Genomic DNA, 14,667 nt, shown 5'->3' on the forward strand with positions numbered 1-14,667 from the left:
CCGATGCTGAACCACGTTCAGATGCCAGGCAGCCGACCGTGGAGGAACCATGACTCAGACTGCCCATGGCGTCGAATTCACCCAGCACGCCTCGGCAACCCCGAGGTCCGCTGAGGAGCGTGCAGCCATCCTGGCGAACCCAGGCTTTGGCGACCACTTCACCGACCACACTGCGATTGTTGACTTCACGGTCGACGCCAGCGGCCAGGGCGGATGGCATGATGCGCGGATCGAGGCCTACGGGCCGATCATGCTGGACCCGTCCGCCGCTGTTCTGCACTACGGGCAGGAAATCTTCGAAGGACTGAAGGCATACCGTCACGCCGACGGTTCCGTCTGGAGCTTCCGGCCGGAGGCCAATGCCGCCCGGATGAACAAGTCAGCCCGCCGCCTGGCGCTGCCGGAGATTCCGGCCGAATACTTCCTCGGAGCCATCCGTGAACTCGTGGCTGCGGACAAGGAATGGGTTCCCGCCGGCGACGGCGAGGCCCTGTACCTGCGCCCGTTCATGATCGCCACCGAGGCATTCCTGGGCGTGCGGGCAGCCCGTGAGGTGTCGTTCCGCGTCATTGCCTCGCCGGCCGGGAACTACTTCGGCGGGGAGCTGAAGCCCATTTCGATCTGGATTTCCCGCGAATACGCCCGGGCAGGCCGCGGCGGCACGGGTGCTGCCAAGTGCGGCGGCAACTACGCCGCTTCGCTCATCGCGCAGCAGGAGGCCGAAGCGAACGGCTGCAAGCAGGTGCTGTTCCTGGACCAGTTCAACGACAACGCCGTTGAGGAACTGGGCGGAATGAACGTGTTCTTCGTCATGAAGGACGGCTCGCTGGTGACGCCCGCGCTGAGCGGCACCATCCTCGAGGGCGTGACCCGGTCCTCGATCATGCAGGTTGCCAAGGACATGGGCCGCGAGGTGACCGAACGGAAGATCACTCTCGACGAATGGCGCGACGGCGTCGCCTCCGGCGATATCGCCGAGGTCTTCGCCTGCGGCACCGCCGCAGTCATCACGCCCATCGGCGTTCTCAAGGACGCAACGGAATACATCGGCTCCGAGGACGCAAAGGCCGGCGAGACCACCATGGCCATCCGCAAGCAGCTGCTCGGCATCCAGACCGGCGCCGTCGCGGACACCCACGGCTGGCTGACCCGGCTCGCCTGAGCCGCTTGGGCTAAGTGATTCAAAGCGAACGACGGCGGGTGGGCGGCTGGGCTGTTTCGGCAGCCCACCGGCCGCCCGCCGTCGTTCTGCTCCCGTCGGTCGCTCGTTCCCGGATGACAGAATGAACCTGTGAACCAGGACTCCAGCAGTGCCCTTACCAACAGCAGCCCGCTGACACGCTTCCGCCTCGCGCCCAATCCGGGGCCGATGAGCCTGGAGGGGACCAACTCCTACATCGTCGTGGAGCCGGGCCACGGGACGGTAGTGGTGGTTGATCCGGGACCGGTGGATGAGACTCACCTTCAGGCGCTGGCCGCTGCCGCTCCCGTGGAGCTCATCCTGATTACGCACCGGCACGCGGACCACACCGCCGGCTCGGCCCGCCTCGCCGAAATCACGGGTGCCCCGGTCCGGGCCGCCGCTGCCGAGCACTGCCATGGAGGAGCCGTGCTGCAGCCGGGGGAGACCATCGCCGCCGGCGGCACCGAGATTCGCGTGGTGTCCACCCCCGGGCACACGTCCGACTCCGTCTGCTTCCACCTGCCCCTCGACGGCCCCGCCGGGTCTGTGCTGACTGGCGACACGATCCTGGGCAGGGGGACCACCGTCCTTGACCACCCGGACGGCACACTTGCGGACTACCTCTCCTCCCTCGACCGGCTGGAGCGCTTGGGGCCGGCCACGGTCCTGCCCGCCCACGGCCCCGTCCTGCCGGCACTCGACGCAGTGGTCCGCGCCTACCGGGACCACCGGCTGGACCGGCTGGCCCAGATCCGGAGGGCCCTCGACGGTCTCGGCCGGGACGCCGCCGCAGGGGAGGTCACCAGTATTGTGTACGCCGACGTCGACCCTTCCGTCCGGCGCGCCGCCGAGAACTCCGTGGCGGCACAGCTGGAATACCTGCGCCTCCTGGGGCAGAGGGACTAAGACTGTAGGCTTGGAGCCATGCGTATTGCCCGGTTTGTAGCAGATTCTGATCCCCTTTACGGCGTTGTTGAAGGCCAGCCCGGCAGTGAGGAAATCACTGTCATCAATGGCGATCCGTTCTTCAATGGCGTCGAACGCACGTCCGTGCGGCACAAGCTGGAGGATGTCCGCCTGCTGGCCCCTATCATTCCGCGCAGCAAGGTGATCGGCGTGGGGCGCAACTTTGTGGAGCACGCCCACGAACTCGGCAATGAAGTACCCCAGCAGCCGCTGCTGTTCCTGAAGCCCAACACGGCCGTGGTGGGTCCCAACGATCCCGTGGTCCTGCCCGAGTTCTCCGAGGAAGTGTCCTTCGAGGCGGAGCTGTGCGTTGTCATTGGCCGCATCTGCAAGGATGTGCCGGAGGAGCGCGCCGACGACGTGATCTTCGGATACACCTGCGGCAACGACCTCACCGCCCGCGACGTCCAAAAGACAGACCTGCAGTGGGCCCGCGCCAAGGGCTTCGACACCTCCGCGCCCCTTGGACCCTGGATCGAAACCGAACTTGATCCCGAGGACCTGTCCATCAAGGGCCGTCTCAACGGCGAACTGCGCCAGGACGGCAGCACCTCCCAGATGATCCGCGGCGTCCGCGAACTGGTCTCCATCGTCTCCAGCGCCTTCACCCTGCTGCCCGGCGACGTCATCATGACCGGAACCCCGGCAGGCGTCGGCCTCGTCCAGGCCGGCGACAGGTACGAAGTGGAGATCGAGGGCATCGGCCGCCTGTCGAACCCGGTAGTCCGCCGCTAGCGGGGGACGGGGTGGCGCTGCCCGGTTGGTAAAGTTGGTATCACTATGACTACCCCCTCCGCCGCGTCTGCTGCCATTCCTGCCGTCACCCCCGAAACGCCCGTCCGCGTCCGCTTCTGCCCGTCACCCACCGGCACCCCGCACGTCGGGCTGATCCGCACCGCGCTGTTCAACTGGGCCTACGCCCGCCACACCGGCGGCAAGATGATCTTCCGCATCGAGGACACGGACTCGGCGCGCGACAGCGAGGAGAGCTACCACCAGCTGCTGGATGCCCTGAAGTGGCTCGGCATTGACTGGGACGAGGGTGTGGAGGTGGGCGGGCCCCATGCGCCGTACCGCCAGTCGCAGCGGAGCGGGCTGTACCAGGACGTCATCGCCAAGCTCCGGGCGGGCGGCCACATCTACGAGTCCTACTCCACGCCGGAGGAGATCGAGGCGCGCCACCGCGCCGCCGAACGGGATCCGAAACTGGGCTACGACGGATTTGACCGTGACCTCAGCGATGAGCAGGTTGCGGCATTCAAGGCCGAGGGCCGGGAAGCCGTGCTGCGGCTGCGGATGCCGGACGAGGACATCACGTTCACCGACCTGGTCCGCGGCGAGATCACGTTCAAGGCTGGCTCTGTCCCGGACTTCGCCGTTGTCCGCGCCAACGGCGCTCCGCTCTACACCCTGGTCAACCCGGTGGACGACGCCCTCATGGGCATCACCCACGTGCTCCGCGGCGAAGACCTCCTCAGCTCGACGCCGCGGCAGATCGCCCTCTACCGCGCGCTGTATGCGGTGGGCGTCGCGGAATACATGCCGGAGTTCGGCCACTTGCCATATGTGATGGGCCAGGGCAACAAGAAGCTTTCCAAGCGCGACCCCGAATCGAGCCTGTTCCTGCACCGGGAACGCGGCTTCATCCCCGAGGGCCTGCTGAACTACCTTTCCCTGCTCGGCTGGTCCCTGAGCGCCGACGAGGACATCTTCACGGTGGAGCAGCTGGTGAAGAACTTCGACATCCATGACGTCCTGGCCAACCCGGCCCGCTTCGACCTCAAGAAGGCCGAAGCGATCAACGGAACGCATGTCCGGCTGCTGGACCCTGCAGTCTTCCGCGAACGGCTGGTCCCGTACCTCCGGCACGCGGGCCTGGTGGGGGAGACCCTCACCGACCGCCAGGAGGAGATCCTGACGGAGTCCGCGCCCCTGGTCCAGGAGCGGATCACCCTTCTCGGCGAAGCGCCGGAGATGCTGGCGTTCCTGTTCAAGTCCGACGACGCAATCGACGTCGCGGACGACGCCCGCAAGGGCCTGCCGGAAAACGTCACCGAGGTCCTTGATGCGGCGTTGGCTGCCCTCGAGCCGGTCGGGGACTGGACCGCGGAAAACATCCAGTCCGCGCTGAAGCAGGCGCTGGTGGAGGACCTGGGGATCAAGCCGCGGCTCGCGTTCGGTCCCGTGCGGACCGCGATCTCCGGCCGCCGTATCTCCCCGCCGCTGTTCGAGTCCATGGTTATCCTGGGCAAGGACTCGTCCCTGGCGCGGCTGCGCGCTTTCCGCGGCTGATGTCACAGCCCGCAGTGGAAACCGCCGTCCTGTCCCGTAGCCTCGGGGCGGTCAGCGGCGTCCTGTTCGATATTGATGACACCCTCGTGGACCTTGCCTACGCCATGACCACGGCGCTGCGGGACGCCAGCGAACACCTCCTGCCCGGCCTGGACCAGGCCGGGTGGGAGAAGGTGGGGCGGATCTTCACGCACGAGACGACCCATTACTATGACCGCTACCTCGCCGGTGAACTGACCTTTAATGAGCAGCGACTGCTCAGGGGCCGCGCGGCCCTGGGCCATTTCGGCGTCGAAATGGGCGAGGGGGACGAATCGCACAACTGGCTGAGCACGTACTCACGGCTGCAGCCCAGTTACGTCCGGGCCTTCGAGGACGTCCTGCCGTTCCTCGACGTCCTGGACCAGGCTGGCATTCCCTATGGGGCCGTGAGCAACAACGTGCACGACTACCAGCGGGTGAAGCTGGACAGTGCCGGCCTGGAACGGATCCGGTTCCTCGTCGGCACCGACACCGTTGGTGTCCCCAAGCCGGACCCCGCCATCTACCTTGAGGGCGTCCGGCTGATCGGCAGCACGCCTGCCGCCACGCTCTACATCGGAGACAACCGGCTGCTCGACGCTGAAGGCTCGACGGCGGCAGGACTGTTGGGCATCTGGCTCAACCGCGGCGGGGAGCAGGCCCCGGATTTCCAGGGGCAGGAGATCACCTCCCTGCTGGAACTTCTGGCGCTGCCGGCAGGTTCCAGCTAGTGGGCTCGGGCCCGTTGCCTGCTCCCTAAAGTGTGGCGCAGGTAACGGGTCGCCGATTTGTGCAGGGCAAAACTCTCGGGTAGAGTAATTACTCGTGCTGAGGGGCACGGAGCGAAAGATAGAGACTTTCGACCGGCCCGAAAGTGCCAATGGGATATGGTGTAATTGGCAACACTACGGTTTCTGGTACCGTCATTCTAGGTTCGAGTCCTGGTATCCCAGCTCTGGATTTCTACGGGTTGTCCGCAGATTTTCGGGTGTTTTGAATCGCAAATAATCGATTTGGAACAAACGCCAAATGTGTGAAACACTAACTTGGCTTGATCGGCGGAGACGCTGATCAGAAAGTACATGGCCCCATCGTATAGCGGCCTAGTACGCCGCCCTCTCACGGCGGTAACGCGGGTTCGAATCCCGCTGGGGTCACAGGTAACCGGCTCCGGGCAACAGCCCGGGGCCGGTTTTGCTTTGTCCGAAAAGTCTGCGGAACCGCTGGCCGGTTAGCCAAGCCGGGTCGTGCCACGCGTTCCTCCGAAATCCTGCCTCAACTGGCATGATGAGGCTGTGAACTCCAACCGGATCCCGCCAGCCAGCAGCCAGGAACTGGAAACGCCGTCTGCCGGCGTTCGCCTCCTGGAGGAGGTACGCCGGGAATTGGCAGCTGTCTCTTTACCGCTAGCACTGCCAACCGCAGACCAGGCGCGGCTGGAGATCCGGAACTCGGTGGCCCAGCTTGACGACTACATCCTGCCGCGCTATCGCAGCCTGGACGCTCCGCTGCTGGCCGTCGTCGGCGGCTCGACGGGGGCCGGCAAATCAACGCTCGTGAACGCGCTCGTCGGCCATCCGGTCACGCGCGCCGGCGCCATTCGGCCCACCACCCGGCAGCCCATCCTTCTGCACCATCCCTCGGAGGCCGCCTGGTTCGAGGACCAGCGGGTACTGCCCGGACTCAGCCGGATCCGCGGAACCGTGGTCCCGGGAACCTCCCGCACGACCGCCGCCACACCCGGGCCGGCCGGTCAGGCCAGCCCATCAACAGACACTGCGCCCGTCTCATCACTGGTCCTCGTGGGTGAGCCCGCCGTGCCGCAGGGCATTGCATTGCTTGATGCTCCGGACGTTGACTCCATATCCGACGAGAACCGCAGGCTCGCCGGACAGCTGCTGGCGGCAGCGGACCTGTGGATCTTCGTGACCACCGCCAACCGCTACGCTGACGCCGTACCGTGGAAGCTGCTGCTGAACGCGGCCTCAAGGGACATCATGGTGGCGGTGGTCCTCGACCGCGTGCCGCCGGCTGCGGAAGCCGAAGTGAGCGAGGACCTGCGCAGCATGCTGGCGCGGGAGGGCCTTGGAGCCGCCCGACTCTTCGTCATCCCGGAAGTCCACCTTGGCGGTTCCGGCATGCTGCCGGCGGAAACGGTGCAGCCCCTGCAGACCTGGCTTCGTGGCCTCGCCGCCGACGCCGTTGCCCGCGCCGACATCGTGCGGCGGACGCTCCACGGCGCAGTGCGGGAGCTTGCCCTGCGTGTCCGGGGGATCGCTGAGGCCGCCACGGATCAGGGCCGCGCAACCGTCCAGTTGGGGGACGACGTGCGGGCCGCCTACCAGGACGCCGGCACCCGGATCATTGATGCCACCAGGGACGGGGCCCTGCTCCGCGGGGAGGTCCTGGCCCGCTGGCAGGACTTCGTGGGAACGGGTGAGTTCTTCCGGAGCCTGGAGCAGAACGTCGGGCGGTTCCGCGACCGGCTCGGAGCCTTCTTCCGCGGCGAGCCCGCGCCCGCCGTAAAAGTGGAAACCGCCATCGAAACAGGCCTCCAGGCCGTCATCCTGGATGAGGCTGCCAAGGCGGCGGAGGACGCAGACCAGCGCTGGCGCTCGGACCCGGCGGGCCGGCAGCTCCTGGGCACGGACGACCTCTCGGGAACGAGCCCCGGCTTCGCCGACCTCGTGGCCGCGGAAATACGCGACTGGCAGGCCGACCTCATGGAGCTGATCAGGACCGAAGGGCAGGAGAAACGGACCCAGGCCCGGTGGCTCTCCTTCGGCATCAACGGCCTCGGCGCCGCCCTGATGATCGTGGTTTTCTCCATGACCGCCGGGCTGACCGGCCTGGAGATCGGCGTCGCCGGAGGCACCGCCGTCGTAGGCCAGAAACTTCTGGAAGCCGTTTTCGGCGAGGACGCCGTCCGCCGGCTGGCACGTACCGCCCGCGAGGACCTGAGCAGCAGGTGCCGTGGCCTGCTGGCGGCCGAGCAGGAGCGCTTCCTGGACCGGCTGGACCCGGAAGCCGGACACGCCGCCGTCGAACTCGCCGAACATGCGCGGGCGCTGACCCGGCTGGCGGACGCCACATGAACCGCCGGGGGAGGGCGAAGGAAGAGACGCGGCTGCAGGGCCGTCTCGAGGCTTTGGGCAAGGCCCGGGAACTGGCCGAAGGCGTGCTGCCCGATGCCGACCTCGAGGACGTACTCGGCGTGCTGGAGCGTGCCCGGTCGCGTCGGTCGCTCTCGGCCGACCATACGGTGGTCGGTTTCTTCGGTGCGACCGGCAGCGGAAAATCCACCCTGTTCAACGCCGTAAACGGCGCTGAGATCGCGACGGCGGCGGCGCGCCGGCCCACCACCTCCGAACCCCTGGCGAGCGTCTGGGGCGCCGACGGCAGTGAGCCGCTGCTCGACTGGCTGGACGTGCGGGCCCGCCACCTCGCAGATCCCGTGGACGGATTCGCCGACGAGGATACCGGGCTGATCCTGCTGGACCTGCCCGACTTCGATTCCACCCGCACCGCGAACCGGGAGATCGTGGAGCGGCTCGTGGGGATGGTTGACGTTCTGGTCTGGGTGCTGGACCCGCAAAAGTACGCTGACGCCGCCGTACATAACGGCTTCCTGGCTCCGCTGGCATCACACGGTGCCGTCACACTGGTGGTGCTGAACCAGGTGGACAGGCTCCCGCCCGGGGACGTTGAGCCCGTGCTGGAGTCGCTGCGGGGGATCCTGGCCCGCGACGGGCTAGCCAAGGTCCGGGTCCTGGCGGTCTCCGCACTGACCGGAGCGGGGGTTGACGGTGTCCGGGCTGCCATTCGCCGGGTCGTTTCCCAGCGGGAAGCGCTATCGCTGCGGCTGTCCGCGGACGTGACCAAGGCGGCGGCGCAGCTGGAGGAATCCTCGGGCCGTGGGGAAGCCGCCGGCGTCAAGAGCGGCACGGCTGCCCTGCTGGCCGAAGAACTGGCGACGGCCGCCAACGTGCCTCTGGTGGCCGATGCTGTGTCCGCGTCGTACCTGATCGAGTCCACCCGGCGCACAGGCTGGCCCGTGACGCGGTGGCTTGTCCGTTTGAGGCCCGATCCGCTCCGCCGGCTCAACCTGCGCCGCAATGCCAGCGCCGAGGTGAACCGGACATCCCTGCCGCCCGCGGGTGCTCCGGAGCGCGCGCGGACTGATGCTGCGGTCCGGCAGTTTGCCGACGCCGCCAGTGACGGTGCCCCGGGCCCCTGGCGGGCATCCATCCGCGCGGCGGCCCGGACGGGGAGGGACCGCCTGCCGGACGCCCTTGACCAGGCCATTGCCCGGGCGGACCTCGGTGCCGGCCGGAGGTCCTGGTGGTGGGCAGCGTTTAACGTCATCCAGTGGCTGGCGCTGTTAACGGCCGTTGTCGGCTTGGGGTGGCTGGGTGTGCTTGCCGGTCTCGGCTACCTCCAGCTGCCCGTTCCGGACGTGCCGCGGGTGGAAGGCTGGCCGGTCCCCACCCTGATGATTGCCGGCGGAGCCGCGCTGGGGATCCTGCTTGCCGTGACAGCCAAATTTATCTCTGCCGGCGTGGCGCGCCGCCGGGGCGCGCAGGCCCGGAAGCGGCTCAACGCTGCCGTGGCAGAGGTGGCGGGCCGGCTGGTGGTGGAACCGGTCGAGGCGGAGGTCCGGCGGCTGGAGGCATTCAACGCGGCGCTGCGGGCTGCCGCGGGTTAGTTCTGCTCAACCCGCCGCCGTCTCCAAAGCTGCGGCGGCGTCGCGGACCTTGATCATGGTGCGGAGGTTCCGTGTTGTGGTGGAAGCCTTGTACTTCGGCTTGGCAGTCAGTTTGCTGAACGGGCTCTCGAGTGTACCGCCGGCGGGCGCCAGCCAGGCCATGGCCTCGGGACCCAGCCGCTCCTGCTCTGCGCCGTCCAGGGCCTTCCCTGAGTTGAACAGTTCATCCAGCGCGGCTGTGTTCGAGGCCAGGGTGAGATAGGTGTGCGTGCTTTTGTTGTCGGCTGGGTAGCGGCAGGCGGCAACGAGTTCTGACACGCGGTCCGCTGTCAGCACCACCACCCAGGCATCGTAGCCGAACGCCTTCCGCAGGGTTGCCTCGAATTCCTTCTTGACGGCTGCGGGGTTGAGATGGCTGGCCAGCACCACATTGCCGCTGGCCAGCAGGGTCTTTACGCCCGTGAACGGTCCCGCCTTGAGGGCTTCCTTGAGGTCCACCATCTTGATGTTGATGCCGCCCACGTTAATGCCTCGGAGGAACACTGCATAGCTGGTCATGCGCCCACCCTACTGCCCGGTTCCCGGTAGCGGTGGTGCCATTGAGTGGAAGGTGTGTCCGGTGGGCGTGGTGATTTCGTAGGTGTGCCGGGGTCCTGGTCTGGGTTGGGCTTTCCAGCCGGGGAGTTCTTTGGTGTGGTTGCACGCTTCGCAGAGTCCCGCCCCGTTGGCGAGGGATGTTGGGCCGTCGTCGTGCCAAGGGATGATGTGGTCGTGGTGGCGGATAGGGGCGTCGCAGTACGGGGTCCGGCAGGTGTCGTCCCGGATTTGGATGAAGCGCCGCAGCGGTGGCAGGAAGAACCGCCGCCGGGAGTCCAGGGCCTCTAAATCGCCCGTCTCCGGGGCTGTGTAGAGGCGGCGGAGCCAGATCTTCAGTTCCTTCACTGCGTCCTTCGTGCCACCACCTTGACTGCCCGCCGGGGGCTGGATGCCATCCGGTGAGCCGGAATCGTGACGCTCGGCTACGCGTTGGCCCTGACGTCCAGCCAAACCCTGGCCCTGAGCCAATCCCTCTCCTTCTCGTTGCTCCTCACCCTGTCCGACGAGAGCCCGTGTCCAGGCGCCGGGACGATGCCGTAGCCGGGGATCCGGGCGGGTTCACTGTCGACTTGCAGGAGGCTACGGTCGGTCATGACGAGGTTGAGTTCGATGCCAGTGATGCCGCCCGGCGTGCCGGTGGTCCTTTCGACCAGGGTGCCGGCTTTTATCTGGTCGCGGGAGCGCGGGTCCCCGCCGGCGCGGAGGGTGTCGGCGTTCCGCGTCAGTGCCGTGAACACGGCGACGCCCTCGTGGACGGGCAGCAGCGCCGTCAGGTAGGTCATGCAGTCCGGTGCCGGGCGCAGGCTCACAGACCGTTCCGAGGCGGCATGGCTGGCGCGTTGGGTGACGGAGTGGGGGTCTCTGCGGGTGGCGGCGGCCTTCACGGCGGCGATGAGGGTCCGAGTTCCTGCGCCGGTGAAGGTCCCCGTATCCGCAGCCAGTTCCTCGTCGACCGCGGTCCGGTCTTCGACGGTCAGGCAGGCTGTTTCTTTCACGAAATACATGGCGCGCTCTTCATTGAGTTGGCCCGTGTCCAGGGCCGCCAGGCTTGGGGCATCTCAATCACCAGGGCCTTGGCCATGCCGAGGAGCCGGCCGCCGAGGTGCGGTGACTCGCCGCGGGCCAGGGCGATCTGCTCGGCCACGCCCGTGGTGTGTTCCTGGGGGCGTTTCTTGCCCAGGTCCTCGGCCGACAGCGTCCGGGAACTGGCATCCCCACGTTCAGCGTGTTCCTGACGGTGTCTCGCTTCGAACTCGACGGTAAGCCTGGCCTGTTGCCCGGAGAGCATGCTCTTGACGTTCTCGGAGGCGTGGAGCTGGTCGATCAGCCCGGCATTGTCAGCGGCGAGATCGGCGGTCAGGAGCGCACGCGCCGCCGCGACACGGTCCTCCAACCGCGGCCGCATCGTAACGGCGTTGGAGGAAGCGGCGTCCGTGAACAGGACATCGGCAAACAGGGCCTCGGGAAACGGGTCCTCAGGAAAGGACGCCGGATACGCGGCATCGAGGTCATCGTCGTACGGAATCTCTCCGTCCCACCCATCAAACGGAAGATCTTCACCGACGAATGCGTCGTCCGGATATACGTCAAGAGGAAAAACTGCCTCCGGAAGAAGCACCTCGGGAACCGCGGCAGCCGGCAGCGCGTCGGCGTGTGGCGCCGCTGCTGTCAGTACCGAATTCCCGGTGCCTTCCATAAGGTTCCCGGTGCCTTCCATAAGGACAGTCTGCCAAGGGGGTACGACAATAAGGGCCCGATTCAGCATCAGATGTGGGCACAATCCAAAAGTTTTTTGATCCGCCCTGGAACGAAAACTGGGTAGCAGATTAGGGCGTTACCAGCCCTGGGAACGCCCTAATCTGCTACCTAGTTGGGTGGGAAACCGTGGTCGGTTCTCCCCGGGCTGGCGTCCCTCCAGGGCACCACGACACTGGAGCTAGTCGTTGTTCTTGCGCAGGGCTTCCGTCAGCACGCGGGCAGCGTTGCAGACGACCTCGGCGTGCAGCCGGCCAGGCTGGCGGGTGAGCCGCTCGATGGGGCCGGAGATGGAAACTGCTGCGATGACGCGGCCGGAGGGTCCACGCACAGGTGCCGAGACTGAGGCCACCCCCGGCTCCCGTTCGCCGAGGCTCTGGCCCCAGCCCCGCCGTCGTACTCCCGCCAGAACGGTGGGCGTGAAGCGCGCCGACTGCAGGCCCTCTAGCAGGCGGTCGTGGTCTTCCCAGGCGAGCAGGACCTGGGCCGCAGAGCCGGCCTTCATGGACAGCTGGGTTCCTACCGGAATGGTGTCGCGGAGTCCGATCGGCCGTTCGGCGGAGGCGACGCAGACGCGCCAGTCGCCCTGGCGACGGAAGATCTGGGCGCTTTCGCCGGTGGCGTCGCGAAGCTGCATGAGGACCGGCCCCGCGGAGGCGATCAGCCTGTCCTCGCCCGCGGCGGAGGCAAGCTCGACAAGCCGGCTGCCGAGGACAAAGCGGCCCTGGATGTCCCGGCTCACCAGGCGGTGGTGGACCAGCGCCAAGGCGAGCCTGTGCACTGTCGGCCGGGCCAGTCCCGTGGCAGCAACAAGCTGTGCAAGAGTGGTGGGTCCGGCCTCAAGCGCGTCGAGCACCTGAGCTGCTTTATCAATGACACCGACTCCACTAGAATTGTCCATGTACTGATATTGCCGTCTCATTATCTGAGATGCAAATCAATTGACTGGCTTATTGCAGGGGTCTGCTGTTTCAGTGGATCCAACAGCAAACAGCATCGAAGGGAGATGGCCATGGCCAAAACATTGGCCGAGAAAGTCTGGGATGCGCACGTGGTGCGCAAAGGCGACGGCGAAGGCGCCAACGCCCAGCCGGACCTTCTGTACATCGACCTGCACCTCGTCCATGAGGTAACCTCGCCGCAGGCTTTCGAGGGTCTCCGCCTGGCCGGCCGCAAGCTGCGCCGCCCGGACCTCACCATCGCCACCGAGGACCACAACACCCCGACGCTCGACATCGACAAGCCGATCGCCGACCTCACCAGCCGGACGCAGATCCAGACCCTGCGCAACAACTGCGAGGAGTTCGGCGTCCGTCTGCACAGCCTCGGCGACGCCGAGCAGGGCATCGTGCACGTCGTCGGGCCCCAGCTTGGCCTTACCCAGCCGGGCATGACGGTGGTGTGCGGCGACTCCCACACCTCCACGCACGGCGCATTCGGCGCGCTGGCCATGGGCATCGGCACATCCGAGGTGGAGCACGTCATGGCCACCCAGACGCTGTCCCTGAAGCCGTTCAAGACCATGGCCATCAACGTCGAGGGCACGTTACGCCCAGGCGTCACCGCCAAGGACATTATCCTGGCCGTCATCGCCAAGATCGGCACCGGCGGCGGCCAGGGCTACGTCCTCGAATACCGTGGCTCGGCCATCCGTGCGCTGTCCATGGACGCCAGGATGACCATCTGCAACATGTCCATCGAGGCCGGCGCCCGCGCCGGACTGGTGGCTCCCGACCGGACCACGTACGACTACATGTACGGCCGCCCGCATGCCCCCCAGGGTGCGGAGTGGGACGCCGCCGTCGAATACTGGAACACGCTGCGCACCGACGACGACGCCGTCTTCGACGTGGAGGTCGATCTGGACGCCAGCACCCTTGAGCCGTTCGTCACCTGGGGCACCAACCCGGGCCAGGGCGTCTCGCTGTCGGCCAAGGTGCCGTCCCCGGAAGACTTCGGCGACGAGAACGCCAAGGCCGCCGCCGAACGCGCCCTGCAGTACATGGGCCTGGAAGCCGGAACGCCCATGAAGGACATCCGGGTGGACACCGTCTTCCTGGGCTCCTGCACCAACTCGCGCATCGAGGACCTGCGCGCGGCAGCGGACATCATCCGTGGCCGCGAGAAGGACCCGAAGGTCCGGATGCTGGTGGTTCCCGGCTCGGCGCGGGTGCGCCTCGAGGCCGAGGCCGAGGGCCTCGACAGGGTCTTCAAGGACTTCGGCGCCGAATGGCGTTTTGCAGGCTGCTCCATGTGCCTGGGCATGAACCCGGACCAGTTGGAGCCGGGGGAGCGGTGCGCCTCCACCTCCAACCGCAACTTCGAAGGCCGGCAGGGCAAGGGCGGCCGCACGCATCTCGTTTCTCCGGTAGTCGCAGCCGCCACGGCAGTCCGCGGAACGCTGAGTTCGCCGTCGGACCTTGACCCGGCACCGGAATCCGCAGCCCTCACCACCGACGCCGCCTAGGAAGACGCCATGGAAAAGTTCACCAACCACACCGGTATCGGCGTCCCGCTGCGCCAAAGCAACGTCGACACGGACCAGATCATCCCCGCCGTGTACCTCAAGCGCATCACACGGACCGGCTTTGAAGATGCCCTGTTTTCGGCGTGGCGCAAGGATCCTTCGTTCATCCTGAATCAGGAGCCGTTCAAGGCGGGGTCCGTGCTGGTTGCCGGCCCCGACTTCGGCACCGGTTCCTCCCGCGAGCACGCCGTCTGGGCGCTCAAGGACTACGGCTTCCGCGTGGTGCTGTCCTCCCGGTTCGCCGACATCTTCCGCGGCAACTCCGGCAAGCAGGGACTCCTGGCCGCCCAGGTTGCCCAGGATGACATCGAGCTCATCTGGAAGACGCTCGAGAACGCGCCCGGCACCGAGGTGACCGTTGACCTCGTCTCCAAGACCGTGACCTGCGGCAATGTGGTTGCGCCGTTCGAGATCGACGACTACACCCGCTGGCGCCTGCTGGAGGGCCTCGATGACATCGGGCTGACGCTGCAGCACGAGGAGGACATCACGGCCTACGAAGCCACGCGGCCGTCCTTCAAACCCCTCACGCTTCCGGCCCGGACCTCCTGACCGGAGACGACAAAAACATCGCCACAAGGCCCGCCGTGCATAGCCGCGGCGGGCCTTTCCGCTGCCCCC

Annotated in this window: 11 protein-coding genes, 2 tRNA genes and 1 pseudogene; 11 read left to right on the forward strand and 3 right to left on the reverse strand. The window is 66.9% G+C overall.

Translation table 11 applies throughout. The features are described 5' to 3' along the window. The first annotated feature begins 49 nt into the window (after positions 1-49). From AC1DFE_RS02385 to AC1DFE_RS02425, 9 genes are all read left to right on the forward strand, one after another. The gene (locus tag AC1DFE_RS02385) at positions 50-1,162 is read left to right on the forward strand and encodes a branched-chain amino acid aminotransferase (protein ID WP_476904307.1); all 1,113 of its coding nucleotides are present in this window, start codon (positions 50-52) and stop codon (positions 1,160-1,162) included. A gap of 129 nt (positions 1,163-1,291) precedes the next feature. Beyond that, entirely contained in the window at positions 1,292-2,089 is a 798-nt protein-coding gene (locus AC1DFE_RS02390; protein WP_476904308.1) for an MBL fold metallo-hydrolase, read from the forward strand. An 18-nt stretch (positions 2,090-2,107) separates the two neighbouring features. Then, positions 2,108-2,884, forward strand: coding sequence for a fumarylacetoacetate hydrolase family protein (locus AC1DFE_RS02395; RefSeq protein WP_476904309.1), 777 nt, complete (start codon positions 2,108-2,110; stop codon positions 2,882-2,884). Positions 2,885-2,929: 45 nt separating this feature from the next. Further along, complete coding sequence (gene gltX / locus AC1DFE_RS02400) at positions 2,930-4,441, forward strand: glutamate--tRNA ligase (protein WP_476904310.1); 1,512 nt, start codon at positions 2,930-2,932, stop codon at positions 4,439-4,441. Beyond that, positions 4,441-5,193: an HAD family hydrolase gene (locus tag AC1DFE_RS02405; RefSeq protein ID WP_476904311.1), complete on the forward strand. Its 753-nt coding sequence runs from the start codon at positions 4,441-4,443 to the stop codon at positions 5,191-5,193. The genes gltX and AC1DFE_RS02405 overlap by 1 nt, the downstream gene beginning before the upstream one ends. Before the next feature lie 150 nt (positions 5,194-5,343). After that, positions 5,344-5,415, forward strand: a tRNA-Gln gene (locus tag AC1DFE_RS02410). Between the two features lie 131 nt (positions 5,416-5,546). Next, a tRNA-Glu gene (locus AC1DFE_RS02415) sits at positions 5,547-5,619 on the forward strand. 138 nt (positions 5,620-5,757) lie between these two features. Next, the gene (locus AC1DFE_RS02420) at positions 5,758-7,557 is read left to right on the forward strand and encodes a dynamin family protein (RefSeq protein WP_476904312.1); all 1,800 of its coding nucleotides are present in this window, start codon (positions 5,758-5,760) and stop codon (positions 7,555-7,557) included. Then, complete coding sequence (locus AC1DFE_RS02425) at positions 7,554-9,167, forward strand: GTPase (RefSeq protein ID WP_476904313.1); 1,614 nt, start codon at positions 7,554-7,556, stop codon at positions 9,165-9,167. The genes AC1DFE_RS02420 and AC1DFE_RS02425 overlap by 4 nt, the downstream gene beginning before the upstream one ends. A 6-nt stretch (positions 9,168-9,173) precedes the next feature. On the opposite strand, the gene AC1DFE_RS02430 is transcribed toward AC1DFE_RS02425, so the two are convergent. From AC1DFE_RS02430 to AC1DFE_RS02440, 3 genes and pseudogenes are all read right to left on the reverse strand, one after another. Beyond that, positions 9,174-9,725 carry a DUF1697 domain-containing protein gene (locus AC1DFE_RS02430; protein ID WP_476904314.1) on the reverse strand — a complete coding sequence of 184 codons (552 nt, stop codon included), beginning with the start codon at positions 9,723-9,725 and terminating at the stop codon, positions 9,174-9,176. Positions 9,726-9,734: 9 nt separating this feature from the next. Beyond that, a pseudogene (locus AC1DFE_RS02435) lies at positions 9,735-11,169 on the reverse strand (HNH endonuclease). A gap of 531 nt (positions 11,170-11,700) precedes the next feature. Continuing rightward, positions 11,701-12,420, reverse strand: coding sequence for an IclR family transcriptional regulator (locus tag AC1DFE_RS02440; RefSeq protein WP_043420062.1), 720 nt, complete (start codon positions 12,418-12,420; stop codon positions 11,701-11,703). A 111-nt stretch (positions 12,421-12,531) separates the two neighbouring features. On the opposite strand from AC1DFE_RS02440, the gene leuC reads away from it, so the two are divergent. Together leuC and leuD are read left to right on the forward strand one after the other, a co-directional pair. Beyond that, the gene (leuC, locus tag AC1DFE_RS02445) at positions 12,532-13,986 is read left to right on the forward strand and encodes a 3-isopropylmalate dehydratase large subunit (protein ID WP_476904315.1); all 1,455 of its coding nucleotides are present in this window, start codon (positions 12,532-12,534) and stop codon (positions 13,984-13,986) included. Positions 13,987-13,995: 9 nt separating this feature from the next. Beyond that, complete coding sequence (gene leuD, locus AC1DFE_RS02450; protein ID WP_476904316.1) at positions 13,996-14,598, forward strand: 3-isopropylmalate dehydratase small subunit; 603 nt, start codon at positions 13,996-13,998, stop codon at positions 14,596-14,598. Positions 14,599-14,667: the final 69 nt, after the last annotated feature.

It is taken from the genome of Arthrobacter sp. 05T423, assembly GCF_056396245.1.

Coding starts and splice junctions, on each gene's coding strand:
- AC1DFE_RS02385 (WP_476904307.1), top strand. CDS start 50: ATGACTCAGACTGCCCATGGCGTCGAATTCACCCAGCACGCCTCGGCA.
- AC1DFE_RS02395 (WP_476904309.1), top strand. CDS start 2,108: ATGCGTATTGCCCGGTTTGTAGCAGATTCTGATCCCCTTTACGGCGTT.
- gltX (WP_476904310.1), top strand. CDS start 2,930: ATGACTACCCCCTCCGCCGCGTCTGCTGCCATTCCTGCCGTCACCCCC.
- AC1DFE_RS02405 (WP_476904311.1), top strand. CDS start 4,441: ATGTCACAGCCCGCAGTGGAAACCGCCGTCCTGTCCCGTAGCCTCGGG.
- AC1DFE_RS02425 (WP_476904313.1), top strand. CDS start 7,554: ATGAACCGCCGGGGGAGGGCGAAGGAAGAGACGCGGCTGCAGGGCCGT.
- AC1DFE_RS02430 (WP_476904314.1), bottom strand. CDS start 9,725: ATGACCAGCTATGCAGTGTTCCTCCGAGGCATTAACGTGGGCGGCATC.
- AC1DFE_RS02440 (WP_043420062.1), bottom strand. CDS start 12,420: ATGGACAATTCTAGTGGAGTCGGTGTCATTGATAAAGCAGCTCAGGTG.
- leuC (WP_476904315.1), top strand. CDS start 12,532: ATGGCCAAAACATTGGCCGAGAAAGTCTGGGATGCGCACGTGGTGCGC.
- leuD (WP_476904316.1), top strand. CDS start 13,996: ATGGAAAAGTTCACCAACCACACCGGTATCGGCGTCCCGCTGCGCCAA.